Origin of the sequence: Burkholderia sp. AU45251 (genome assembly GCF_030482905.1) — a bacterium.
GTDB lineage: Bacteria > Pseudomonadota > Gammaproteobacteria > Burkholderiales > Burkholderiaceae > Burkholderia > Burkholderia aenigmatica.
Genome location: NZ_JAUJQH010000004.1, coordinates 44,118 through 67,397, shown reverse-complemented (window position 1 = coordinate 67,397; position 23,280 = coordinate 44,118). Strand labels below are relative to the sequence as shown.

Below are 23,280 nucleotides of genomic sequence, written 5' to 3'. Positions count from 1 at the left end.
ACCGCGCCATTCCATGCCGACCTCGAGAGAAGAAAACTCATCATGTTCAACGTACGCAATCGAAGCTATCTGACGCTCATGGACTACACGCCGCGCCAGATTCGTTATCTGCTAGACCTGTCGCGCGACCTCAAGCGCGCGAAATACGCGGGCACCGAGGTACCGCGCCTGACCGGCAGGAACATCGCGCTGATCTTCGAGAAGACGTCGACCCGCACGCGATGCGCGTTCGAGGTTGCCGCCCATGACCAAGGCGCGCACGTCACGTACATCGATCCGACGGGGTCGCAGATCGGTCACAAGGAATCGATGAAGGACACGGCCCGAGTGCTTGGCCGGATGTACGACGCGATCGAGTATCGCGGTTTCGGCCAGGAGATCGTCGAGGAACTCGCGCAGTACGCCGGCGTACCCGTGTACAACGGGCTGACCGACGAATTCCATCCTACCCAGATGCTGGCCGATGTGCTGACCATGCACGAACACAGCGACAAGCCGGTACACGAAATCGCGTATTGCTACATCGGCGACGCGCACAACAATACGGGCAATTCGTTGATGATCGTCGGCGCGAAGCTCGGCATGGACGTTCGCCTTTGTGCGCCGAGGCATCTATGGCCGAATGACGAGCTGATCGCGCAATGCCGGGACATCGCCGCGAAGACGGGCGCACGGCTCATGCTGACCGAACAGCCCGGCGAAGCGGTGAAGGACGTGGACTTCATCTACACGGACGTATGGGTCTCGATGGGGGAGCCGGAGGAGCGATGGGGCGAGCGCATCAGTACGTTGCTGCCCTATCAGGTGAACGCGAAACTTCTGTCGGAAACCGGTAACCCGCGCGTGAAGTTCATGCATTGCCTGCCGGCATTTCACGACGCGCATACAGTGGTCGGCAAGCAGATTTCCGATCACTACGGGCTGACCGATGGTGTCGAGGTCACCGACGAGGTATTCGAGTCCGACGCGTCCATCGTCTTCGAGCAGGCCGAGAACCGGCTTCATACGATCAAGGCGGTGCTGGTTGCAACGCTGGCCGGCTAGGGGAGGGCAGGCGATGCGTATCGTGGTCGCACTCGGCGGCAATGCACTTCTGCGGCGCGGGGAGGCGATGAGCGCCGCCGCGCAACTGCAGAACGTGAGACTGGCCGCGGCACAGTTGGCGAGCATCGCGCACGGGAACGAACTGGTGATCGTGCATGGCAACGGCCCGCAGGTCGGCATGCTCGCGACGCTCTCCCGGCAGGCGCCGCCTGCCGAACGTTTTCCGCTCGATGTGCTCGACGCCGAGACCGAAGGCATGATCGGCTACCTGATCGAACTGGAACTGCGCAACCGGCTGCCGGCATCGCGTCCATGCGCGACACTGCTGACGATGGTCGAGGTGAGCGCCACGGATCCTGCCCTCCATCATCCTGACAAACCGGTCGGTCCGATCCTCACGCAAGCAGCGGCAACGGAGATGGTCGACGCCAATGGCTGGAAAGTCGTCGCGGACGGTGGCGGGTACCGACGGGTCGTGCCGAGTCCGCGGCCGCTGCGGTTTCTGGAAATGGAGCCGGTACGGGCGCTGCTCGCCTGCCGTGCGATCGTGATTTGCGCAGGAGGAGGCGGCATCCCCGTGGTCGAAGCGGAAGGCGGCCGGCACCAGGGGATCGAGGCGGTGGTCGACAAGGATCGCAGCGCGGCGCTGCTCGCACGTGAAATCGATGCGGACCTGTTCGTGATCGCAACGGACGTGGCAGGCGTGTACGTCGACTGGGGCACCGCCGACGCGCGACTGGTTCGCCGTACGTCGCCGGAGGCGCTTGCCGGGCTGGCTTTCGCAGCGGGCTCCATGGGACCGAAAGTCGAGGCCGCCGGTGACTTCGCTCGAACGTCGGGCCGGCGCGCGACTATCGGCTCGCTCGCGGATATTGCGCGCTTAGTCGACGACACCGCCGGCACCTCGGTGCTGGCCGGGCACGATTGCGCGTTCGGCGGGACGACGGATCCGGCGCGGTGACGGCGCGACTTCGGCGACGTACGGCATGAATGGCGGCCGGACGCGGCCGCTCGTTACGTCAGGTTCGAAGGCGTTGGCGCCGCGCGGGTCACGGGCGGTCGCCCGGGGCGAGGTTCAGCAGGACGACGAACGAGAGGATGCTCAGGATCAGTGTGACGATCGAATACCTGAAAACCCGCTCGTCGAACAGCATCCCGTGGACGATGCCGGCCAGCGATGCAAGCGCGATGAACACGCTGAGCGTCGCGAGCGCGATTCGGTATTGCCTGCGGTTCATGACGGTCTCCTGGAGAGCGGCGGTCGTACGAATGCGAAACGCGTGGGTTGTCACGGATTTCGTGGCGTCTGGCGTCATGATCGCGTTGCGCTCCGCCGCACGGTTGATCTGTATCAACGGACGAATCCGGCATGCGCGCGCCCGATGGCCATTTCCACCAGCACGCCGTTGATTGATCCTCGTCAACCCGCCGGCGCCGCCGTGCGCGATGCTGAATCCGGTGCGGCCCCATCGCCGATCGCGAATGTCGCGACCGGCACGGCCCGACAGGAGACGGAAATGAAGTCCGATGCAGCACTCAAGCAGGATGTCGAGCAGGCGCTGTTCTGGAATCCGGCGATCGATGCACGGCGGATCGACGTCGACGTACGCGACCGGATCGTGACGTTGCGCGGCACGGTCGACAGCTGGGCCCAGAAACTCGAGGCGCAGAAAACGGCGCTGCATGTCGAGGATGCGCGCGCGCTCGTGCTCGAACTGAACGTCACGCCGCCGGAGAACGCGTGCGCGGATCAGGAACTGGCGATCGCGATCACGTTCGCGCTCGGCTGGCAGGAGGCGCTGCGCGATCACAAGATTCGCGTCGAGGTCGATCACGGTTGCGTGACGCTCGACGGTGAAGTCGATCATGCATACCAGAGTCGGGCGGCGGAAAAGATGGTCAGCCGGATGATCGGCGTCGTCGGCGTCGCGAACCGGATCCAGGTGCGAACGGACCACACGGTGCCGGACGTCGGCACGCGGATCGCGGAAGCGCTTGCGCGTCGCGCGCAGCGCGAATCCGCGGGCATTGCGATCGACGCGGTCGACGGCGTCATCACGCTGACGGGCAAGGTCGCGTCACTCGCCGAAAGGCGCGCCGCGTGCGGTGCTGCCGGGTCGGTCAGAGGTGTCCGGGAGGTCGTCGACCGGCTCACCGTCGGCTGACGGCCAGCCCGTGCTGTCTACTGCGAGGAGAAGCAGTCATGAACCGTTCGAATTCCGGCCCCGGCCGAAACCATCTGCGCCGCGACAAGCGCATGCAGCCGCATACGAAGGACAGTTTCCGCGATCCGAAGCGGCCCAAAGGCGACCGGATCTGCGAAGGCTGCGGCGCCGTCTGCGACGCGGGCCGCTGGACGTGGTATGCGACGCCGCTCGACCGGCGACAGCTCGAATGCCCGGCCTGCAAGCGCATGCGAGAAAACCTGCCGGCGGGCGAACTGGTGTTGCACGGCGCGTACCTGCGCGCGCACCGGGCGACGATTCTCGATCTGCTCGAGCGCCAGGCCGATCTGGAGACGAGCGAGCACGCACTCGAACGCATCATGGAAATCGAGAAATCCGCCGATACGCTCGTCGTCCGCACGACGGGCGTGCACATGGTGCGACGGCTGGGAGAAGCGTTGCTGCATGCGCATCACGGCGATCTCGCGCTCAACTATCGCGATGGCGAGGACATGCTGCGCGTGCAATGGACGCGCGACGATGCATGAACGGCGGTGTGTCCGGCGAGCGGGCCTGATGCGATGAAAAAATCATTCGACTACTCCGGACTGCTGATCCCGTTGGTTTTTGCCGCGCTGGTGGCGTATCAGCTACTGATGGCCCAGCCGGCAACGACGTCGATCTCGTACAGCGACTTTCACCGCCTGGTCGACGCGCGGCTCGTCGACGATCTGGACATCGGCCAATCGTCGATTTCGGGCGTGCTGCGCATGCCTGAGGCCGGTGCGGACCTGCCGGCCTCCGACGCGGCCGCCGTGAAGAAGGCGGGGCCGCCGTGGCGCTTCGCGACCAACCGGGTCGCCGACGATCGTCTCGTCACCGAACTCACGGCCGCCGGCATCCGCTATCGCGGCGTGCCGGATTCGGGCTGGCTCGAGACGCTTGCCGGATGGATACTGCCGGTGATCGTCCTCGTGACGTTCTGGAGCTTCATGATGCGCAGGCCGGGCGGGGTCCGGGACCTGAGCGGCATGGGCAAAAGCCAGGCACGCGTGTACGTGCAGCAGGAAACCGGCATCACGTTCGACGACATCGCCGGCATCGACGAGGCGAAGGCCGAGCTGCAGCAGATCGTCGCGTTCCTGCGCAACCCCGAACGCTACCAGCGGCTCGGCGGCAAGATCCCGAAGGGCGTACTGATCGTCGGTGCGCCCGGCACCGGCAAGACGCTGCTCGCGCGCGCCGTGGCCGGCGAGGCGGCCGTACCGTTCTTCACGATCAGCGGCTCGGCGTTCGTCGAGATGTTCGTCGGCGTCGGCGCGGCACGCGTGCGCGACCTGTTCGAACAGGCGCAGCAGAAGGCGCCGTGCATCGTGTTCATCGACGAACTCGATGCGCTCGGCAAGGCGCGCGGCGTCGGCCTGATGTCCGGCAATGACGAGCGCGAGCAGACGCTCAACCAGTTGCTCGTCGAGATGGACGGCTTCCAGGCCAATTCGGGCGTGATCATCATGGCCGCGACGAACCGGCCCGAGATCCTCGATCCCGCGTTGCTGCGGCCCGGGCGCTTCGACCGCCACATCGCGATCGACCGGCCCGACCTGACCGGACGCAAGCAGATCCTGGCCGTGCACACGAAGCGCGTGAAGCTGGCCCCGGAAATTGACCTTGCCGAGCTGGCGCAGCGCACGCCGGGCTTCGTCGGCGCTGATCTCGCGAACGTCGTCAACGAGGCTGCGTTGCACGCGGCCGAGCTCGGCAAGCCGGCGATCGGCATGGCCGACTTCGATGAAGCGATCGACCGCGCGATGACGGGCATGGAGCGCAAGAGCCGCGTGATGAACGACGAGGAAAAGCGGACCATCGCGTACCACGAAGCGGGACACGCGCTCGTCGCACAAAGCCGCGTGCACTGCGATCCGGTGAAGAAGGTGTCGATCATCCCGCGCGGCATCGCGGCGCTCGGCTATACGCAGCAGGTGCCGACCGAGGATCGCTACGTGCTGCGCAAGAGCGAGCTGCTCGACCGGCTCGACGTGCTGCTCGGCGGCCGGGTGGCCGAGGAGATCGCGTTCGGCGACGTGTCGACCGGCGCGCAGAACGATCTGGAGCGCGCAACTGCGCTGGCGCGGCACATGGTCATGCAGTACGGGATGAGCGCGAAGCTCGGCCTGGCGACGCTCGACGATGCGACGCCGCAGGGCGGTTCGCCCGGCGTGTGGACGCCGGGCGACGGCCGGTGCAGCGAACACACCGCGCAGTTGATCGACGAGGAGGTGCGCGCGCTGCTCGAAGACGCGCACGTGCGGGTCGCGGCGACACTCGGCGAGTATCGTGACGCGCTCGAACGGATCGCGCGGTGCCTGCTGCAGCACGAGTCGATCGATCACGACACGCTGGTGGCGCTCATTACGCCGCCGCATGATCTCGGCGCGGCGCCCGAACCGGCGCGAGCCGATGCGGAGCCGGTAACGGCAACGGACACGTCACCCTGACCCGCTACCGGCTACCGACGATCGGGCCGCTCAACAGCCGATGCACACCGCGCCGTCGCGCAGTTGCGCGGTATCGTCGACGACGACCGACGCGAGCTGCGGATCGGGCCGGAACACCGTGATCCCCTTGAGCCGGTCGCGCCACGCCGCGAAGAACAACGCGTCGACCTGGGCCAGCGAACACTGGCTGTTCATCGTCACCGTCTTCGAGATGCCGGCGTCGACGCAGGGCTGGAGCGCCGCGAGCATCGCGACGTGATCGATCGACGCGATCTCGGCCGCGGTAGCGAAATAGTCCGGCAGCGCCACGCCGTCGTCATGCAGGGCGCGAAACAGCCGGTAAGCGTGGTTGTGCACGCGGAACGCGCGCACCTGTCCGTCGGCCGTGCGGACCATCCGGCGCTGGGTCCAGCCGACGGCCGGCTCGATGCCGTTCGAGCAGTTGTCGCAGAACGCGAGACTCACGCTGCCGGCCGGCGCGAACGACAGCAGATGGCTGTTGCGCAGCCCGTGCCGTTTGATCGCGTGATGTACCTTCAGCGGCAGCCGCATGCGGTAGGCGGGGCCGGACAGGTAAGCGTCTGGATCGTAAGCGGGAAACGCACCGCGCTCGGCGGCCAGCGCCGCCGATGCCGCAAACGCGTGCTCGCGCATCGTCAGCGCGATGGTGCGCGCACATGCGCGCGCCTCGATGCTGTCGTAGCGCAGCCGCAGCATCGTCAGCGCGTCGGCCAGGCCCGTCACACCGACACCGATGCGCCGCGTCCGGTGCGCTTCGCGGGCATGCGCGGCGAGCGGCCACGCGGTGAGGTCGAGCACATCGTCGAGCAGGCGGACCTGCACGTGCACCGCGTCGGCGAGCGCCGCGAAATCGACGCGCGGCTCGCCGTCGATGCCGAACGGATGGTGCACGAACCGCGACAGGTCGATCGGCCCGAGCACGCAGCTGCCGTAGGGCGGCAGCGGCTGTTCGCCGCACGGGTTCGTCGCGTCGATCCGCTCGTGCTCGCGCAGCGGATTCGCGTCGTGGATCGTGTCGAGGAACAGCAGCCCGGGTTCGGCACTGTCGCGTGCGGCGTTGACGATCGCCTGCCACAACTTGCGGGCGGGAACCGTCGCATGAAGGTAGCGCCCGTCCTGCCGCCGGGGCGTCGCAACGTCGGCTGCATGGCGCGGCGCTTGATGGACGAGCGCCCAGGGCAGATCGTGCGCGACCGCATCCATGAACGCGTCCGTGATGCCGACCGACAGGTTGAAGGTCGGCCAGCGCGATCGCCCGCGCTTGGCCGTGACGAACGCCAGCAGGTCCGGATGATCGCAGCGCAGGACGCCCATCTGGGCGCCGCGGCGCGGGCCGGTGAACGGCAATGCGCGGCACATCGCATCGAATCGGTCGATCGCCGCGCATACACCGCGTTCGGGCGACTGACGGCGTTCGTACGCGCCGACGGGCGGTACCGGCGAGAAGTCGTAGCCGATTCCGCCGCCCATCAGCAGCGTGAGCCGGGCGTCGTCGAGCGCCTGCGCGAGCGCTGCATCGACGCCTTGCAGCGGCATGTCCACCGGAACCGCGAGCGGGTGGACGAAGCAGTTGATCATCGTCCCGCCTGTCCCCGAGCCGGCATTCGCCATGATGCGACCGGCGCCGATCGCGCCGCGCTGCAGGTTCAGGAAGAACGTGCGCTCGGCCCGGGCACGCAGTGCGGGCGGCTCGGCGAGCGACAGTGCGCGGGCGACACGCTGGAAGACGGCCGCGCGCGACGTTTCGCCGGGCTGCGCATAGCGTTCGGCGAACACGGTGGTGCAAAGCGGCTGTTCGTCCATGACGGAGCTCGGCGACGACGGATGACCTACTGTAAGGGCCTGCCCGCCCGCGTCGTTGATCGAGCGCAATCCGGCGCTGTTGCGGCATGGCTTGACGGTCGTCAATGCCGCGGGAAAGCACGCACGTAAGGTGGTGCCAGGGCCGGACCGCGCCGGTGGCTGCCACCCGGCACCCGCCGTGGCCGCACGCGAGCGGCGTGCAAGCCTGCGAATCGCTCTTTTACCGACTACGCGCCATGACCGAGATCGTTACCGTCACGTTGAATCCGGCCGTCGATGTCTCGACGTCGGTCGAGCACATCGTCGAGACGCACAAGCTGCGCTGCGCGCGGCCACGGCGGGATCCCGGCGGCGGCGGGATCAACGTCGCGCGGACCGTTCACCGGCTCGGCGGCGACTGCGTCGCGCTGTACCTGGCGGGCGGCCCGACCGGCGACGTGCTGACGCTGCTGCTCGAAGCCGAACGGGTGCCGGCCGTGCGCTTGCGGATCGCCGGCGAGACGCGCGAGAACGTCTGCGTAACCGAAACGGCGACGGGGCGCGAATACCGCTTCCTGATGCCGGGGCCGTCAGTCACGGCAGCCGAGTGGCGCGACTGCGCGGCGCGCATCGCGGCCCTGCAACCTGCGCCGCGCTATCTGGTGCTGAGCGGCAGCCTGCCGCCCGGCGCACCGGATGACCTGTATGCGACGCTCGCGCGGACGGCCGCCGCAAACGGCAGCCGCGTGGTCGTCGATGCGGCGGGCCCGGCGCTGCGCGCGGCCCTCGACGCCGGGGTGCATCTCGTGAAGCCGAGCCTCGACGAACTGAGCGCGCTGGCCGGCGAGCCGCTCGACGAAGCGTCGGCATGCAGGAACGCGGGCGAACTCGTCGCGCAGGGGCGGGCGGACATCGTTGCATTGACACTCGGCGCGCGCGGCGCATGGATCGTCACGCGCGAGCGCACACTGCGCCTGCCGGGCAGACGCGCGACGGTGTGCAGCACGGTCGGTGCCGGCGACAGCTTCGTCGGCGGGATGGTCTGGGCGCTCGCGCGCGGCGTGCCGTTCCACGATGCGTGTCGCTATGCGTTGGCGGCATCGGTGGCTTCGGTCGAGCATCCCGGCACGGCGCTGTGCACGCGCGCCGACGTCGAGCGGATTCATGCGGAACTGGTTGCGCAGGCAAGCGGCACGGCCGTCGTGCGTGGTGCGGCATGAGCGTCCGCGCGATTGTCTGCCTGCTGCTGCTGTCATGCTGGCCGCAGGTATCGTTTTCCGGCACGGGGACGGGTGAGCCGGTGCCGCAACGCGTGCTGATCCTCGTCTATCACCGGTTTGCGGCGCAACGCCTGGATTCGATGACGGTGCGCACCGGGACCTTCCTCGATCAACTGCATGCGATCGAGGCGAACGGCTACCGCGTCGTGCGGCTCGCCGACATCGTGCGCTGGCACGCGGGCCAGGCGGACGCGCTGCCGGCGCGGGCGGTCGCGATCACGGTGGACGACGGTCACCGCTCCGTCTACGACGTGCTGCGCCCGTTGCTGGCAGCGCATCCGGTACCGGTCACGTTGTTCATCTATCCATCGGCGATCTCGAACGCCAGCTACGCGATGACTTGGGGTCAGCTACGCGTGCTCGGGCAATCCGGCGAATACGATATCGAATCGCATACCTACTGGCATCCGAATTTCCACACCGAGCACGCACGGCGGTCCGAGGAGGATTACCAACGATTCGTGTCGTTCCAGTTGAGCCGTTCCCGCGAACGGCTCGAGTCGGAAACCGGTCGTCCGGTCCGGTTGCTGGCCTGGCCGTTCGGCGTCCATGACGCGCAGACCGATCAGGCGGCCGCTCGTGAAGGCTATGTCGCGGCGTTCACGATCGATGCGCGCCCCGTTCGGCTCACGGATCCCTCCATGGCGTTGCCGCGCTACTTGATGACTGATGCGTGCGATACGCGATGCATGAACGGATTGCTGCAATCCGTCCGGGAGAAACCGTGACCGATCGCGTGATCGCGGGTTTGCCGCCGTCGTTCGCGGATACCGTGTCCGTTCGGATTCACGCTCGGCGGGGCGTCGTGAGACGTCCGCAATCATCGCGATCCTGCCGCGTGACGCGTCGACCCGTGCCTCGGGATCGGCGCATCGGGGCGAGCAGGATTGACCATGCCTTGGGATGACGAACGCTATCCGCCGTCGATGCGGAACCTGCCGCCGCCGGTGCGCGGCAAGGCGATCGAGATAGCCAACGCGCTGCTGCGGCAAGGGCGCGCCGAGGGCAGTGCGATCCGCATCGCGATCGCGCAGGCGAAGCGCTGGGGGCAGGCGCATGCCGCCTGCAGCAGACGCGGGTGAGCGGCGGCACTAGGCCCCGCACTGAACCGGGCAGGTGCGGGCGTCCGGCGCGCGTTCGACGGATGCCGCCTGCAGCCGCGCGGCCAGCACGCAGGCAAGCAGCATGACGACGACCGCGATGCCGTGAACCGGGTTGCGCAGGCACGACGCAACCTGATCGCTCCTTGCAACGCCGAACAGGCACCACAGGCAGAAATGCTCGCAGTTGTTGGTGAGCAACCGGTAACGGCATTCGCCGAGTCGCGAGGCCGCGCGCCGTGCCGCTTCCGTGCCGTCGTACAGGGGCCGCGCGTGCCGGACGACCGCGAGTTCGAAACCGGCGCAGAAGTCGCCGAGGGAGACGATTTCGACCGGGCCGCCGCTCAGGCTGTGCGCCAGGCCCGCGTAGTGGATCACGTTGCCGTCGCCGATATAGATCCCGTGATGCACGTAGCCTTGGCGCCGTGTCACGAGGTGGGCGCCGACCGGAAGGTCGCGATCCGGCATGGCGTCATCGGCTTGTGCTGCGGTCGGGTGAGTCATGGTCAGCTCCTGGATCCTGCAGCGGCCGAGCGGAAGACCTGCCCGCCAGCCGCGGAATGCGTTGCGTCCTGTCACGTCTCCAGTATTGGCGGCGGACCCGAGCCGGACAATCAGCGCGGCCTGAGCTTGCTGTCCGATGTCGGGGCGTCGTGTCGGATATTTCCGACGCGCCGTGCAATATCGGCTGACAGCCGGAACGGACAATGGCGCCGGCCAGCCGTCGTCCCAGGCCGGGCGGGCACGCCGTGCCGCCCGATCGGCTGGCGGGTGCCGCCGGGCGCGCCGCTGGCCTGTCGGGTGTGCTTGACCTGCGTCAACGGGAAATCGACGTTCCGCGCGACGCTGGCTTCGTCAACGATGCGAATGCGTCACGTCGCGGCACGCCGGCCGTGACGCGCCCGAACGAGCCGCATCGCCACCCGCGTGCATGAACCGGGAGAATGAAATGCGAACTGAAATCGCCGGGTCGCTGCTGCTGTCGGCCTGTTTGCTGGCCGCCGCCTCGAGCGCGACGGCTCAAACGTTGCCCGAGCCCGTCGAGCAGAATGGTGCCGTGTACGTCACGGGCGGCATCGGTGCGGAGGAGGTCGCTGCGTTTCGCGCCGCCGCGCCGCGTTACAACCTGCGGATCACGTTCGCGACGAAGGGGGGGCATTACTTGTCGGACGTCGACGTGATGTTGACGTCCGGCAAGTCGACGGTCCTCGACGCGCACACGGCCGGCCCGTTCCTGTTCGCACGCGTGCTGCCGGGGCGTTATACGGTGTCGGCGCGCGACCGTGCCGTGCAGGAAGTCCGGCATGTCGTCGTGCCGGCGCGGGGCGGTGTCGATGTGCGGTTCTATTGGCAGAACCCGGAGCGGCGCGGCGTGATGCGGCTTTGCGGCGGCTGTCCCGGCACCGGTACGCGTGCGGCGCCCTAGACGCCGCTTCGATCGACGCGGATCGGGTGGTGGCGCGTTGCGTACCGTTGATCTGCCTCACATGGCGATCCGCCGAATTCGCAACAATGTCCGCACGAATTTGCGTCGCGAGGTGTGCGTTGAAGATTCAGGCGATCGTCAGTGGGGCGCGTGCCGGGCGGCACCGGCACGAGTCATTGCGATACGGGTGGCAGGGCGTGGTGATGCTCGGCCGCGTGCTCACATGCATGCTGCTGGCGCTCACGTGCGTTACCGGCCGGGCCGGAACCGTCTCGGTGACGGTCGTCGATGCCGGCAGCGGCCGGCCGGTGGCGGGTGCGGTCGGGTATGCGTCGGGCAGCAACCTGATCGCGTCGGCCGTCGGAGAATTTGCCGCGCCGTCGGCCGACACGACGCTCAGCGTGACTGCACCCGGCTATGCGCGCACGGAGGTCGCGCTCGCCGTCGGCGAAACGACCCGCACGGTGCCGCTCGTGCCATTCCGCCCCAAGGCCGTCTACCTGTCGGCTTACGGCATCGCGGATCGCACGCTGCGCGACGCGGCGCTCGCGCTGCCGGGCCGCACGGCCGTCAACGCGTTCGTGATCGACGTGAAGGGCGATCGCGGCATGACGCCGTATCGCAGCGACGCGATCGGCGCGACCGGCGAGCCGGGCCCGCGCGTGGCGGACCTGCCGGCGCTGATCCGCGCGTTCCATGCGCGCGGGCTGTACCTGATCGCGCGCATCGTCGTATTCAAGGACGATCCACTCGCGGCCGCCCATCCCGACTGGGCCGTGCACGACGCGGCCGGCGCAATCTGGCGCGATCGCGAGCACCTGCGCTGGATCGACCCGACCGTGCGTGCTGCGTGGGAACACAACTTCGATGTGGCCGAGGAGGCTGCGCGGATGGGTTTCGACGAGATCCAGTTCGACTACCTGCGCTTTCCCGACGCGAGCGGCTTGCAGTTCGGCGAGCCCAACACGGAGGTGAACCGCGTGGCCGCGATCACCGGCTTCCTGGAAGGCGCGCGCGCACGGCTGCGGCCCTACAACGTCTACCTGTCGGCCGACATCTTCGGCTACGTGTGCTGGAATGCCGACGACACGCAGATCGGGCAGCGGCTCGGCGCACTGGGCGGGTTGGTCGACTACATTTCGCCGATGCTGTATCCGTCGGGCTTCACGTGGGGCCTGCCGGGCTGCCGCAAGCCGACCGATCACCCCGGCGAGATCGTCGGGCGCTCGCTCGCGGAAGCGATGCGCCGCACGGGGCTCGACGGCGTGCGCTTCCGGCCGTGGCTGCAGGCGTTTCGCGACTATGCGTTCGACCGGCGCGCCTTCGACGCGGCGGATATCCGTGCTCAGGTCGACGCCGCCGACGCGGCCGGCACGGACGGATGGATGCTGTGGAATCCGCGCAATCGCTACGATCCCGCTGCGCTGCCGCGCTGACCGGCGCGTTGCTGTTCGCGCTGATGCCGGCCGGTGCCGGCGCAGCGCCTGACGGGGCGACGGCGCCGCAGCGGCAGGCTGCAGCGATCGATGCGGCGATCGCCGCCGAGATCGCCGACGGCCATCTTGCCGGCGCGGTGGTCGAGACGGGCGATGCGTACGGCGTGCAGGTGCGCGTGGCGCGCGGCCTGCGCGTGACGGGCGAGCATGCCGAGGCGATGACGGCCGAGACCGTCTTCGATCTCGCGTCGCTGACCAAGCCCGTGGCGACGGCAGTTGCGATCATGCAGCTCGCGGAGCGCGGCCTGCTGAACCTCGATACGCCGGCCGCGCGCTACTGGCCGTCGTTCGCCGCGCACGGCAAGGGCGCCATCACGATCCGCCAGTTGCTCGCGCACATATCGGGATTGCCGGCCGGTGTGTCGTCGTCGCGCGCACTGCGTAGCCGTGCCGCGGTGCTTGCCGACATCGTCGCGATGGCGCCTGTGGAGTCGCCCGGCACGCGTGTGCGCTACAGCGACGTCAACTACGTGGCGCTCGGCGAGATCATCGAGCGCGTGTCGGGACAGCCGCTCGACGCGTGGTGCGCGGCTGACGTATTCGCGCCGCTGGGTATGGCCGACACAGCCTTCAGGCCGGGCGCCGCGATGCTCGCGCGTGTTGCGCCGACGATCGTGCGTGACGGCCGGCGGCTCCGGGGGCGCGTGCACGATCCGATCGCGGCGGCGATGGGCGGTGTCGCGGGCAATGCGGGGCTGTTCGCGAGCGCCGACGACCTCGCGCGCTTTGCGCGCATGCTGCTGAACGGCGGCACCCTCGGCACGACACGTGTGCTCGGTGACGACAGCGTCGCCGCGCTCGAGACGCCGGCCACGCTCGACGCCGAAGGCGACTGGCATACGCCCGGCTGGCAGGTCGGGCCGCCGCTCGTCGCGAATCGCTACCGGTTGCCGCCGGCCGGCGCGCTGCAGCACCTTGGCTATACGGGCACGGCGCTGTGGATCGATCCCGTGACGCGCCGCTTCGCGATCGTGCTGACGAGCCGGCTGTATCCCGATGAAACCGGCACCGCGATGCCGCTGCGCGCGCTCGTGCTCGGCATCGTGTCGAGCTCGGTTGCGCCGGTGACAGCGGCGCAGATCGCGACGCGCGTGCCGACGATGGCCGCGGCCGTTGCCCAGGCTGGCCGGTTGCCGGCCTCGCGTGGGCCGGTGCAGGCCGGCATCGACGTGCTCGCGGCGAGCGGCTTCGCCGCGGTGACCGGCAAGCGAATCGCACTGCTGACGAATAGAAGTGGCTTCGACCGGTTCGGCCGTCGCACGGCCGACCTGCTCGCGCATGTTCCGGGCGCACAACTTGTCGCGCTGTTCGCTCCCGAGCACGGGCTCGGCACGGATGTCGACGAAACGTTCGTCGACACGACCGACGCCGCGACCGGCGTGACCGTCCACAGCCTCTACGGCGACCGGCGCAGGATCGCGCCCGAGTGGCTCGCCGACGTCGACGTGCTGGTGATCGACCTGCAGGACGCCGGCGTGCGCTTCTTTACGTACCTGGCCACGCTCGGCTACGCGCTGGAGTCAGCGGCCGCCGCGCACCGCCCGGTGCTCGTGCTCGACCGCCCGGATCCACTGGGCGCCGATGTGGTCGGCGGCTCCGTGGCCGATGCGGAGCCGGCCACGTTCACCAGTTATTACCCGTTGCCGCTGCAGCCCGGCATGACACTCGGCGAGCTTGCGCGGTTGTTCAACGAACGCCTGCACATCGGCGCGGCGCTCACTGTGGTGCCGATGGCGAACTACGTGCGTGCGATGCGCTTCGACGATACCGGGCTCGGGTGGGTGCCGCCATCGCCGAACCTGCGCGATGGCGCCGCGCTGTCGCTCTATCCGGAAACGGGGCTCATCGAGGGAGCGGCGGTCAGTGTCGGGCGCGGTACCGCAATGCCGTTCGGCGTGGTCGGCGCGCCTTGGATCGACGCGCGCATCCTCGCGGACGATTTGCGCGCGATGCGGCTCGACGCGACGTTCACGCCGGTCCGCTTCGTGCCGACGGAGGGGCCGTATCGCGGCAGGTTGTGCGAAGGCGTGCGTATCGAGCGGCGGTCCGGTGCGACGCGGCCGGGTGAAATCGGGTTGGCGATCGCACTTGCGCTGCACCGGCGTTATCCGCCGCTGTTCCGGATCGATGCGATACGTGCGTCGGTCGGCTCGCGGGAAGTTGCCGACATGCTCGAAGCGGGGCAGCCGCTCGACGATATCGAGCGTGTCGTCGAAACACAAAATGCTGTGTTCGCGCGCGAGCGTGCAACGTTCCTGCTGTACTGAGTTCGCACGGATTCGATCCGTTTGAATCAGTTGCGACTGGGCGTGGCCGCCTGTGCCATCAAGTATGGCTGTTGCGCCCTGCAGCGCATGGTTGCCTTCGCCGATCAATGCTGCTTCCAGTGTCCCGCCAATAACGAAGTCGCCGAGCGATATGGGGTTGTCCACTACGCATGTCGCACGAAATTCGGTATCGGGTCGCGAAAGTGTCAATCCGGTTCGCAATGCATTGAGAGCGATTGAGCTTCCGTCGACAGCGAACAGGATCCGCTGCGGCAGATGCTCGGCGACCGACGCGAACCCTTCTGGAACGATGAGAAGCGGGCAATGAACGAGTTTGCCGAGCGGGCCGGAAACCGTTCCTTCGACCCATCCGAGCAAGCCGTGATGCTGTCGTGCGCCAACGATCAGGAGCTCGGCCTGCCAGGCTTGCACGCTGTCGGCCAGCGCATGCACGACATCTCCGCCGCGGGTGGCCAGGTCGATGACTTCCGTGTCGATGGCGAGGTCGTCGCGATTCATGGCGGCTTTGGCGTGCGAAAGCGCTTCGGATGCATCCCGGAGCAACTCGACGCGCGCCGATTCGAGGAATGCCATGGTTTTCGATCCGAGCGGGACAAGCGTTCTCGGATTTTCCGCCACGCTGACGATATGCACCGCCGCATTCGCTGTAACGAGCGCTTTGGCATACGCGAGTGCGTGAGTGGATGCGTTCGAACCGTCGACGGCGATTAGCACCCGTTGGGGGCGGGGACTGCCTGGACGGGTGAAATGCTGGTGTTCATGAATGTCTCCCGGTGTCAACCGACGATCATGCACTCGGTAATTTTTCGCGCATCCGGTTCTTACCAGCTTGACCTTCGTCAAGCACGTTTGTCTTCGCGGTGCAACAGGGCAGGATGACTGGATCGCGACACGTCAGTTGCGGCTCGTCGAGCGGGCGGGGCGGTCTCGCGTCGATTTTTCGGTCAGGTGCCCCTGGCGTGGCGATACAGTTCACATTCGACTGACATGATTGATTAGACGCTCAACGATCCTCGGTGTGGGCGCACTGGTTGGAAGTAATTCGATGTCGATGTGCCGGAACCACCGGCACAGCCGGATCTCCTTGCCTGGTCGCGGGTCGGATCGCTCGGGAACGTCGGTAACGAAGACATGATGCAGCTTCGCCGCTCCGACGAACCGAAAGGCATACGCCAAGTCCAACCCAACCAAGCCGGTTTCTTCTTTGAGTTCGCGACGTGCTGCATCCAGTGGCGATTCGTCGGACTTAATGATGCCACCGGGGAGGGTCCAACGTGACGGCGTTCGTGCCACCAGCAATAGAGTTTCCTGGGATCGACAAATGACGGTGGCACGTTCCGTGATACCGGCGGAGTTCAATCGGGGACGCATGAAATCGGCTATGTGGGTCAGTACGTGGGCAGTGATGGCGATCGATTGTATCTCGGCGCCAGGCGGCGTTTCCCACGATGGTTCGCCTTTTCAAGGAAGCGTAAATGCCCTCGTGCGATCGACATCGGGGAACGCATGTTCCGACGATCTCCGGGCAATCGCGTAGCTCGCCCTGCAGTTTTGCGCGAGCATTCGACGAACGTTACGCGTTCCGTTCAGGAGCGGCCATCTGACGAAGTCTTCTGCTGGGCAACGCGTACGGGTAAAGGCAGAATGCGCGGAAACACGTTCTCGGACTTGAACAGCTTGTGTGCCAGTGCGCCGAGGACGTGCAAGCCGACCAGCGCGGCGAGCCCGTACGCCGTCAGCGCATGCAGTTCTCCCAGCCAGTGCGACAGTTCGCGATTCCGTGGCACCAGGGCAGGCAAAGAGAAGAACCCGAAGCAGTTGGCGGTGTGGCCGGCCGCATTCGTCTTCATCCACCCGAGCACGGGAATGGCCAGCATCAGCACATAAAGCAGTCCGTGAACGCTGCGTTCTACGAAATGGTTAAGCGTGCCGGCCCGATTGATCGACGGCGGCAGCCGGCGCCGCATGCGCAGCCGATTGACGATGCGGATCGCCACGAGTCCGAGGATGGCGATGCCGATCGACTTGTGCAGGTCGACAAGGCCCTCGTTGTCGTCCAGGAGCAAGCCGACGATCAGGTTGCCGATCAGCGCGGCGGCCAGCAGCCAGTGCAGCAGGCTGACCGACAGCGGGTAGCGGGTAACGTTTTTCATGACGGGAATGCCTATCCAGTGGCGAAAGCGTCGCCGGTTGCGGTTAGCCGAGCAGGTCGTGATAGTGCTTTTTCGTGCCATTGATCCGTCGCAACGCCTGCTTGGCAGCCGGCAGATCGTTCGCCTGGATTGCACGATCGACGTCAGCCAGTTCGCCCTGCAACGTACGCATGCCCTCGTCGTAGGTCGGCTGGTCGTTGCGATAGCGCTGTCCGCCGGCCTGTTGCACATCGCTTTCGAGTCGGGTCACATAGCCCTTCATTTCCGGGATCGTCCGGCTGTTCATGGCACCCTGCATCGCGTGCTTCATATCCCTCATCAGTGTCTTGATCTCGCCGGCGCAGGCCGGCGCGGCAGCCACGGAAAGCAGCGCGGCCAGCGCTGCGCAGAAACGGAGTCGGAACGACGGGCTGTTCATGGTCATCGATTCGGTTGCGAATATCGGTGACGCGACCATATGGTGCAGACGTTAACGAATTCTTAAGGACCGGATTTATCTGCGACGGTCTTGATGACCGCCCGCGCCTGCGGTTATCGTGCGGCAATGGACGCCATGTCCGGGACCAACAGGAACGCGACACCATGCGGGTGTTACTCGTGGAAGATGACAAGCTGATCGGCAGCGGGGTGGAAGATGGTCTGATCGATGCGGGCATGACGGTCGACTGGGTGCACGACGGCAGGCATGCGCAGCTCGCGCTCGAAACCACGCCATACGACCTCGTCGTGCTCGATCTCGGCCTGCCCCGAATGCCGGGGGTCGAATTGCTGGATTGGCTCCGCAAGCGCCGCGACCATACGCCGGTGCTGGTGATGACCGCGCGCGACACGGTGGCCGACCGAGTGAGCGGCCTGAGCGCGGGCGCCGACGACTACCTCGGCAAGCCGTTCGACCTGACCGAACTGATCGCGCGCTGCCGGGCGCTCGTGCGTCGTTCGCAGGGCCGCGGTACCGACACGATCGAATACGGCGACCTGTCGGTCGACCCCGCGCTGATGACGGTGACGCGCGGCGCCGAGCGGATCGCGCTGACCGCGCGCGAATGCACGTTGCTCGTCGAACTGCTGGCGAACCAGGGGCGCCCGCTTTCTCGCGCGCGCCTCCAGGACAGCCTCTACGGGTGGAACGAAGAAATCGAAAGCAACGCGATCGAAGTGCATGTGTCGAATCTGCGCAAGAAGCTGGGGGCCGACCTGATCCGGACGATCCGCGGTGTCGGATACGTGGTGGAGAAGGTGTCGTGATGCGCTCGATCCGCCAACGGCTCACCTTGCTCGTGCTGTCGGGTGTCGTGGTGGTCTGGGCATACTCGCTGGTGTCGAGCTATCGCCAGGCGATTCATGAAGCGGAGGAATGGGACGACGCCCGCATCGAACAGATCGCCAAGGCATTCGCCGTGCTCAATGCGTCCGATCTCCCGGTTTTTGCGGACATCGTGCTCGGTTCGTCCGAAGACGACGATGGCGACAATGATGCCTCGCCGCGGATGTTGTATCAGGTCAGCGACGCCGGCGGAAGAATCCTGGCCGCGAGTCCGGGGCTTGCCTCGCTCGATCTGCCGGTGTTTCCCGCGGCGACATCGAGCCCGATCCGGCTCGGCGATGCGAAGTGGCACGCCTACGCGGTGACCGATGTCGCGCGCGGCCGTACTGTGCGCATCTTCGAACAACGCACGCATCGTTCTGATCTGTCCGCGGAGGTCGCGCGCCGCGTCGCCCGGCCGCTCGCATTCGCGTTGCCCGTTCTGGCCGTACTGATCTGGCTGGCCATTGGCCGCAGCCTGACGCCGCTGCGCACGGTGTCGGAGGCGATTGACGCGCGTTCGCCCGACAGCCTCGACGCCATCGGTACGACGGGCATTCCGGACGAGGTGCGGCCGCTGGTTGCCGCGCTCAACACGTTGTTGCAGCGCCTGCGCGATTCGCTCGATCGCGAGCGCGCGTTCACCAGCGACGCGGCACACGAGCTCAAGACACCGCTCGCCGCGCTCAAGGTCCAGGCGCAGGTCGCGCTCACGGCACGCGATCCGGACCGTCAGCGGCGCGCGATGCATCGGGTCGTCGAGGGCGTGGACCGCAGCACGCATCTGGCGGACCAGTTGCTCGCCCTGGCCCGACTCGACGAGACCGTGCAGTTGCCCGGCGAGGACATCGATCTCGCGCGCGTGGTGCAGACCTGTATCAACGATTACCAGACGCGTGCGGACCGCAAGCAGATGTTGCTGATATCGCACGTCGGCGGTCCGGTCGTCGCGCATGCACCCTCGACGCTGGTCCGTGTCTTGCTCGACAACCTCGTCGACAACGCGATCAAGTACGGTCGCGAACAGGGCAACATCGAAATCGCATCGTGGCAGGGTGCCGGCTCGGTCAGCCTCCAGGTACGGGACGATGGCCCCGGCGTCCCGGATGAAGATTTGTCCCGGCTACAGGATCGCTTCTTTCGCGGTGCGGATCACGATGAAAGCGGCAGCGGCCTGGGCCTGTCCATCGTCGCGCGCATCGTGGCAAAACTCGGGGGAAGCCTGAGGTACATCGGCGGGTTGAACGGCGGTGGGTTCGGCGTTCTTGTCACGTTACCGATGTCGGATTAACCGGACCTGGTATTTCCGGGGCAGCCCCGGTCTTTCACGCGGGATGCACTCGGCGATGCGAAGTTAACATTGCCTTCAGCTTGAGCGGAGCATGCTGTTCTTACGGCGGAAGAGGCAGTCTCGGATGCCGTCTTTGTTCACTGGAGGTCGGTATCATGAAATTCGCAATCCGTAGCATCATGCTGGCCGTGGCAATTACGCCCGCGTTCGCGCTGGCGGCGCAATCGAGCAGCGGCCTTACCCGGGCAGAAGTTCGGGCTCAGATCGTACAGGTCGAGCAGGCCGGTTACAACCCGGCCAGAAAGGACATCCACTATCCGCAATCGATTCAGCAGGCCGAGGCACGTATTCGGTCTTCCGAACCTGCGCAGCAAGCCGATACAGCGGGTTATGGGCCCGCACAGCCGGTAGGGACCGATTCTGGCGCTGCGGTCCATAGTCGTGCTGCGGCACGTTCGTTGTATCTACATCATTGACGCGATGTGCATCACCATCGTTGAGTCGTTACGCGGAGTAACCTGGATCGGATAATGATGTAACCACCAGTCGATTTCTATTAGGAAGTCTTCTCTTTTGATTGTGTCGCCCTTGCAAAGTACGCGAATTATTGATAGTAGCCAAAAAAAGACGCGGCCTATATCCGGGTCAGACGAGAGAACGGCATACGGGTTGACTCCGAAGATCAGGGGCCGTACGGCGATCAATTTTCCGTGCAGGCCGCCGCTTGGCGTGGACGACCACAATATGATTCCCGTAATCAGCGCCAGGTGCCATGCTTTAAGATTTCGGGCGACACTGAAGTTATCCTTAAGCGCAGCCGCAAATAATTCAGATATCAAATCAATTCGAGATAGTTAACACTCTCATCGGGAGCGCGTGTAGCCGCTTTCGCAATCCCGTGTGTGGCCCGACGGTATCGATGACGGTACCTGTTTGACTGCCTCGATCTTGAACTCATCCGTGTACCGCTTGCCGCTCATACTGACCTCCTCGGTTGCCATAAATTATGGCTCGAAGATGTCTACGAAAGGCTGGCCGGTCCATTAAGATATATTCACTGTGTGGGAGTGCGTTCGTGGCGCCATACTTGCTCTTATACCTTTCCGCTTCGCCACAAGTACCTGTGGATGCTTTATGAAAAAATCGCTGACCTCTGCAGCATGCTGGATTTTCACTCTTGCTACAGCGCTTCCCGTGATCGCACAGGAAGCCCCACAGGCATCGCTTTCGTTGCACATGAGCCCAGGGCCGGTCATCGGTGGCGGCGGTGATTCCGCATTGACGAGCCACACGGTGCGGCGCCCAGATGCGCCGCTAACGCGAGTACTCGTGATCTACGAAGACGCCACCACTGTCCAACCCCGCTCTTCAGACAACGATCCTGCTCGCGATCCGCACGCATACATGACAGACGGCGACGTCGTTGCTCAGCTGGCACCGTCGGTCTTGAAGGAGTACAGAATCGAAGCGCAGGCCCGCTCAGTCAAAAAAAACCTCGTCGCAGCGCTTCTTGCCGAGAACCTGCAGCACGACCGTCTCCCGGTGCTGCTGCTCAGCGATACCGGCACGCAGGACGGCTTTCACGCCACACTAAAGATCGCTGCATCGCTACTTGATAACGACGGTACGACAATTTGGACAGGACAGTCTTCCGCCAACTATATGGGCGAGCAATGGGGCAAACGTGACGTATACGCGGAGCAGCAGCATGCAGCCGTGGACACCCTGTTGCGCAAAATCGCTGCCGATCTCAGTAAGCAGCGGATCATCGACTAGTGATGCAACTTCATCGCCTCGCTTGTGCTGCCGCCCTGACCAATAGTCGAGACAGAGCGTCTCCATGAACGTCCTTGGTCGGCAGAAATACAGTGTACTGGCCTCGAGCCTACGCCAATATGCCGTCTGAAACAGGGGCGCGGTAACGCATTCAGACCACTTGCAAAAGCGGAGCGACGCTCGGTGACCGAAAAGCAAGGAATTGAATGAAGCGGTATGAGAAACTCGCGGACGACATCGAGCGTCTGATCCGCCAAGGCGTGTACCGGCACGGCGACCGGATTCCGTCGGTGCGGCAGGCGAGCCAGCAACAACGAATCAGCATCACGACAGTGCTGCATGCCTATCTGCTGCTGGAAAGCCGCGGTCTGCTCGAAATTCGGCCGCAGTCGGGCTATTTCGCGAGCCTACGACGCGACGACAGTCACGCACCGGTGCGCGAGCTGCGGCCGTCGAAGCCGATCGCGATCTCGTCGTCGGTCGACGTGAGCCGGCTCGTGCTGTCAACGCTGCGCTCGATCGGCACCGACGACGCAGTACCGCTCGGCTCGCCGTACCCGGACTCGAGCCTGTTTCCATTCGAAAAGCTGAATCGATACGCGTATGCCGCCGGCCGTGACAAATCGCTATGGGGCGTAGCCAGCGGGCTACCGCCAGGTCACCCAGATCTGATTCGACAAATTGCGCGTCGGTACCTAGAGAACGGGATGCCGGTCGACCCGAACGAGATCATCGTGACAGTCGGCGCGACCGAGGCGATCAACTTGTGCCTGCAGGCAGTCGCGAAGCCCGGAGACACGATCGCGGTGGAGTCGCCAACGTTCTACGCGATGCTGCACGCGATCGAGCGGATGGGGATGAAGGCGATCGAAGTCGCGACGCATCCGGAGTACGGGATCGACATTGCGGCGCTGGCCGCAATCGCGAAGTCGCAGCCGATCGCGGCATGCATGGTGATGCCGAACTTCCAGAACCCGCTCGGCTTCCAGATGCCCGACGAGCGCAAGCGCGAACTTGTGGAGTTCGCAACGGAATGCAGCATGCCCATCATCGAGAACGGCGTTTACAACGAACTGTATTTCGGCGACACGCATCCGAGTTCATTGAAATCTTACGACCGGACCGGGATCGTGCTGCATTGCTCGTCGTTCTCGAAGAGCCTGACGGCCGCGTACCGGATCGGCTGGGCGTTGCCGGGCCGCTATCGCGATCAAGTAGAGAAGCTGAAGTTCCTGAATACGCTCGCGACGCCGTCGTTACCACCGCTGGCGATCGCGCAGTTTCTAGAACGCGATGGTTACGATCATCACCTCCGGCGCTTGCGCAAGGCGTATGCGCAGCAAGCGAACCTGATGCGCGCGATGGTGTCGCGGTTCTTTCCGGAGGGTACGCGCATCTCGAGCCCGGCGGGCGGATACGTGCTGTGGGTCGAGTTACCTGTGCAAGTCGATGCAATGCGGCTGTACCAGCTTGCGCTGGAGCAGGGGATCACGATCGGCCCCGGCTACATGTTCTCGACCACCGACAACTACCGAAACTTCATCCGGTTGAACTACAGTAGTGCCTGGTCCCCTAACGTTGAGCAATCAGTTGTCACAGTCGGCCGACTCGCACAAGGCCCTGACTTTTTCTCAGTTTAGTACGCGGCGTTGAATCAGTC

22 protein-coding genes and 1 pseudogene are annotated in these 23,280 nt (G+C 65.7%); 16 read left to right on the top strand and 7 right to left on the bottom strand.

The window, feature by feature from the left end:
• The first annotated feature begins 39 nt into the window (after positions 1-39).
• Together QZM67_RS11830 and QZM67_RS11825 are read left to right on the top strand one after the other, a co-directional pair.
• The gene (locus QZM67_RS11830) at positions 40-1,044 is read left to right on the top strand and encodes an ornithine carbamoyltransferase (RefSeq protein ID WP_301803757.1); all 1,005 of its coding nucleotides are present in this window, start codon (positions 40-42) and stop codon (positions 1,042-1,044) included.
• A gap of 13 nt (positions 1,045-1,057) precedes the next feature.
• Positions 1,058-2,005 carry a carbamate kinase gene (locus QZM67_RS11825; RefSeq protein ID WP_301803012.1) on the top strand — a complete coding sequence of 316 codons (948 nt, stop codon included), beginning with the start codon at positions 1,058-1,060 and terminating at the stop codon, positions 2,003-2,005.
• Between the two features lie 88 nt (positions 2,006-2,093).
• On the opposite strand, the gene QZM67_RS11820 is transcribed toward QZM67_RS11825, so the two are convergent.
• Positions 2,094-2,282: a DUF2964 family protein gene (locus QZM67_RS11820; RefSeq protein WP_301767283.1), complete on the bottom strand. Its 189-nt coding sequence runs from the start codon at positions 2,280-2,282 to the stop codon at positions 2,094-2,096.
• A 279-nt stretch (positions 2,283-2,561) separates the two neighbouring features.
• On the opposite strand from QZM67_RS11820, the gene QZM67_RS11815 reads away from it, so the two are divergent.
• Genes QZM67_RS11815 through ftsH form a run of 3 tightly spaced genes read left to right on the top strand, consistent with a single transcriptional unit; the run spans position 2,562 to position 5,704 of the window.
• Positions 2,562-3,209 (top strand): BON domain-containing protein, encoded by a 648-nt coding sequence (locus QZM67_RS11815; protein WP_301767284.1) that lies wholly within the window; start codon positions 2,562-2,564, stop codon positions 3,207-3,209.
• 38 nt (positions 3,210-3,247) lie between these two features.
• A complete protein-coding gene (locus QZM67_RS11810) occupies positions 3,248-3,757 on the top strand; it encodes a BCAM0308 family protein (protein ID WP_301803009.1) in 510 nt (169 codons plus the stop codon).
• Positions 3,758-3,790: 33 nt separating this feature from the next.
• Entirely contained in the window at positions 3,791-5,704 is a 1,914-nt protein-coding gene (ftsH, locus tag QZM67_RS11805) for an ATP-dependent zinc metalloprotease FtsH (RefSeq protein ID WP_301803006.1), read from the top strand.
• Between the two features lie 30 nt (positions 5,705-5,734).
• Here ftsH and QZM67_RS11800 read toward each other — a convergent pair whose 3' ends face one another.
• Positions 5,735-7,528: an adenosylcobalamin-dependent ribonucleoside-diphosphate reductase gene (locus QZM67_RS11800; RefSeq protein ID WP_301803004.1), complete on the bottom strand. Its 1,794-nt coding sequence runs from the start codon at positions 7,526-7,528 to the stop codon at positions 5,735-5,737.
• Positions 7,529-7,764: 236 nt separating this feature from the next.
• Between QZM67_RS11800 and QZM67_RS11795 the strand changes: the two genes are divergently transcribed.
• The 3 genes from QZM67_RS11795 (at position 7,765) to QZM67_RS11785 (ending at position 9,869) form a co-directional block, all read left to right on the top strand.
• Complete coding sequence (locus QZM67_RS11795) at positions 7,765-8,727, top strand: 1-phosphofructokinase family hexose kinase (RefSeq protein ID WP_301803002.1); 963 nt, start codon at positions 7,765-7,767, stop codon at positions 8,725-8,727.
• The gene (locus QZM67_RS11790; protein WP_301802999.1) at positions 8,724-9,515 is read left to right on the top strand and encodes a polysaccharide deacetylase family protein; all 792 of its coding nucleotides are present in this window, start codon (positions 8,724-8,726) and stop codon (positions 9,513-9,515) included. The genes QZM67_RS11795 and QZM67_RS11790 overlap by 4 nt, the downstream gene beginning before the upstream one ends.
• Positions 9,516-9,680: 165 nt before the next feature.
• Positions 9,681-9,869, top strand: a complete 189-nt coding sequence (locus QZM67_RS11785; protein WP_301802996.1) for a hypothetical protein — start codon at positions 9,681-9,683, stop codon at positions 9,867-9,869.
• A 9-nt stretch (positions 9,870-9,878) separates the two neighbouring features.
• On the opposite strand, the gene QZM67_RS11780 is transcribed toward QZM67_RS11785, so the two are convergent.
• Positions 9,879-10,391 (bottom strand): lecithin retinol acyltransferase family protein, encoded by a 513-nt coding sequence (locus tag QZM67_RS11780; protein ID WP_301802994.1) that lies wholly within the window; start codon positions 10,389-10,391, stop codon positions 9,879-9,881.
• A gap of 445 nt (positions 10,392-10,836) precedes the next feature.
• Here QZM67_RS11780 and QZM67_RS11775 point away from each other — a divergent pair, with 445 nt between their 5' ends.
• The 3 genes from QZM67_RS11775 (at position 10,837) to QZM67_RS11765 (ending at position 15,076) form a co-directional block, all read left to right on the top strand.
• Entirely contained in the window at positions 10,837-11,313 is a 477-nt protein-coding gene (locus QZM67_RS11775; RefSeq protein WP_301802993.1) for a carboxypeptidase regulatory-like domain-containing protein, read from the top strand.
• 203 nt (positions 11,314-11,516) lie between these two features.
• Positions 11,517-12,749: a putative glycoside hydrolase gene (locus tag QZM67_RS11770; protein ID WP_301803754.1), complete on the top strand. Its 1,233-nt coding sequence runs from the start codon at positions 11,517-11,519 to the stop codon at positions 12,747-12,749.
• Complete coding sequence (locus tag QZM67_RS11765; protein ID WP_301802991.1) at positions 12,695-15,076, top strand: exo-beta-N-acetylmuramidase NamZ domain-containing protein; 2,382 nt, start codon at positions 12,695-12,697, stop codon at positions 15,074-15,076. The genes QZM67_RS11770 and QZM67_RS11765 overlap by 55 nt, the downstream gene beginning before the upstream one ends.
• 363 nt (positions 15,077-15,439) lie before the next feature.
• Here QZM67_RS11765 and QZM67_RS11760 read toward each other — a convergent pair.
• From QZM67_RS11760 to QZM67_RS11745, 4 genes and pseudogenes are all read right to left on the bottom strand, one after another.
• Positions 15,440-15,811, bottom strand: a pseudogene (locus tag QZM67_RS11760) (universal stress protein); the annotation flags it as partial.
• Between the two features lie 258 nt (positions 15,812-16,069).
• Entirely contained in the window at positions 16,070-16,468 is a 399-nt protein-coding gene (locus QZM67_RS11755; protein WP_301802988.1) for an NUDIX hydrolase, read from the bottom strand.
• Between the two features lie 215 nt (positions 16,469-16,683).
• Entirely contained in the window at positions 16,684-17,250 is a 567-nt protein-coding gene (locus QZM67_RS11750; protein WP_301802985.1) for a cytochrome b, read from the bottom strand.
• A gap of 43 nt (positions 17,251-17,293) precedes the next feature.
• Positions 17,294-17,674 carry a cytochrome b562 gene (locus tag QZM67_RS11745; RefSeq protein WP_301802982.1) on the bottom strand — a complete coding sequence of 127 codons (381 nt, stop codon included), beginning with the start codon at positions 17,672-17,674 and terminating at the stop codon, positions 17,294-17,296.
• A 158-nt stretch (positions 17,675-17,832) separates the two neighbouring features.
• Between QZM67_RS11745 and QZM67_RS11740 the strand changes: the two genes are divergently transcribed.
• The 5 genes from QZM67_RS11740 (at position 17,833) to QZM67_RS11720 (ending at position 23,260) form a co-directional block, all read left to right on the top strand.
• Entirely contained in the window at positions 17,833-18,495 is a 663-nt protein-coding gene (locus QZM67_RS11740) for a response regulator transcription factor (RefSeq protein WP_301802980.1), read from the top strand.
• Positions 18,495-19,844, top strand: coding sequence for an ATP-binding protein (locus tag QZM67_RS11735; RefSeq protein ID WP_301803753.1), 1,350 nt, complete (start codon positions 18,495-18,497; stop codon positions 19,842-19,844). Before QZM67_RS11740 ends, QZM67_RS11735 begins: the two co-directional genes overlap by 1 nt.
• Before the next feature lie 155 nt (positions 19,845-19,999).
• Entirely contained in the window at positions 20,000-20,320 is a 321-nt protein-coding gene (locus QZM67_RS11730; RefSeq protein WP_301802976.1) for a DUF4148 domain-containing protein, read from the top strand.
• A gap of 658 nt (positions 20,321-20,978) precedes the next feature.
• Complete coding sequence (locus QZM67_RS11725; RefSeq protein WP_301802974.1) at positions 20,979-21,620, top strand: hypothetical protein; 642 nt, start codon at positions 20,979-20,981, stop codon at positions 21,618-21,620.
• 206 nt (positions 21,621-21,826) lie between these two features.
• Positions 21,827-23,260, top strand: coding sequence for a PLP-dependent aminotransferase family protein (locus QZM67_RS11720; protein ID WP_301802971.1), 1,434 nt, complete (start codon positions 21,827-21,829; stop codon positions 23,258-23,260).
• Positions 23,261-23,280 lie beyond the last annotated feature (20 nt).

Coding starts and splice junctions, on each gene's coding strand:
- QZM67_RS11825 (WP_301803012.1), top strand. CDS start 1,058: ATGCGTATCGTGGTCGCACTCGGCGGCAATGCACTTCTGCGGCGCGGG.
- QZM67_RS11820 (WP_301767283.1), bottom strand. CDS start 2,282: ATGAACCGCAGGCAATACCGAATCGCGCTCGCGACGCTCAGCGTGTTC.
- QZM67_RS11815 (WP_301767284.1), top strand. CDS start 2,562: ATGAAGTCCGATGCAGCACTCAAGCAGGATGTCGAGCAGGCGCTGTTC.
- QZM67_RS11810 (WP_301803009.1), top strand. CDS start 3,248: ATGAACCGTTCGAATTCCGGCCCCGGCCGAAACCATCTGCGCCGCGAC.
- ftsH (WP_301803006.1), top strand. CDS start 3,791: ATGAAAAAATCATTCGACTACTCCGGACTGCTGATCCCGTTGGTTTTT.
- QZM67_RS11800 (WP_301803004.1), bottom strand. CDS start 7,528: ATGGACGAACAGCCGCTTTGCACCACCGTGTTCGCCGAACGCTATGCG.
- QZM67_RS11795 (WP_301803002.1), top strand. CDS start 7,765: ATGACCGAGATCGTTACCGTCACGTTGAATCCGGCCGTCGATGTCTCG.
- QZM67_RS11790 (WP_301802999.1), top strand. CDS start 8,724: ATGAGCGTCCGCGCGATTGTCTGCCTGCTGCTGCTGTCATGCTGGCCG.
- QZM67_RS11785 (WP_301802996.1), top strand. CDS start 9,681: ATGCCTTGGGATGACGAACGCTATCCGCCGTCGATGCGGAACCTGCCG.
- QZM67_RS11780 (WP_301802994.1), bottom strand. CDS start 10,391: ATGACTCACCCGACCGCAGCACAAGCCGATGACGCCATGCCGGATCGC.
- QZM67_RS11775 (WP_301802993.1), top strand. CDS start 10,837: ATGCGAACTGAAATCGCCGGGTCGCTGCTGCTGTCGGCCTGTTTGCTG.
- QZM67_RS11770 (WP_301803754.1), top strand. CDS start 11,517: ATGCTCGGCCGCGTGCTCACATGCATGCTGCTGGCGCTCACGTGCGTT.
- QZM67_RS11765 (WP_301802991.1), top strand. CDS start 12,695: ATGGATGCTGTGGAATCCGCGCAATCGCTACGATCCCGCTGCGCTGCC.
- QZM67_RS11755 (WP_301802988.1), bottom strand. CDS start 16,468: ATGCGTCCCCGATTGAACTCCGCCGGTATCACGGAACGTGCCACCGTC.
- QZM67_RS11750 (WP_301802985.1), bottom strand. CDS start 17,250: ATGAAAAACGTTACCCGCTACCCGCTGTCGGTCAGCCTGCTGCACTGG.
- QZM67_RS11745 (WP_301802982.1), bottom strand. CDS start 17,674: ATGACCATGAACAGCCCGTCGTTCCGACTCCGTTTCTGCGCAGCGCTG.
- QZM67_RS11740 (WP_301802980.1), top strand. CDS start 17,833: ATGCGGGTGTTACTCGTGGAAGATGACAAGCTGATCGGCAGCGGGGTG.
- QZM67_RS11735 (WP_301803753.1), top strand. CDS start 18,495: ATGCGCTCGATCCGCCAACGGCTCACCTTGCTCGTGCTGTCGGGTGTC.
- QZM67_RS11730 (WP_301802976.1), top strand. CDS start 20,000: ATGAAATTCGCAATCCGTAGCATCATGCTGGCCGTGGCAATTACGCCC.
- QZM67_RS11725 (WP_301802974.1), top strand. CDS start 20,979: ATGAAAAAATCGCTGACCTCTGCAGCATGCTGGATTTTCACTCTTGCT.
- QZM67_RS11720 (WP_301802971.1), top strand. CDS start 21,827: ATGAAGCGGTATGAGAAACTCGCGGACGACATCGAGCGTCTGATCCGC.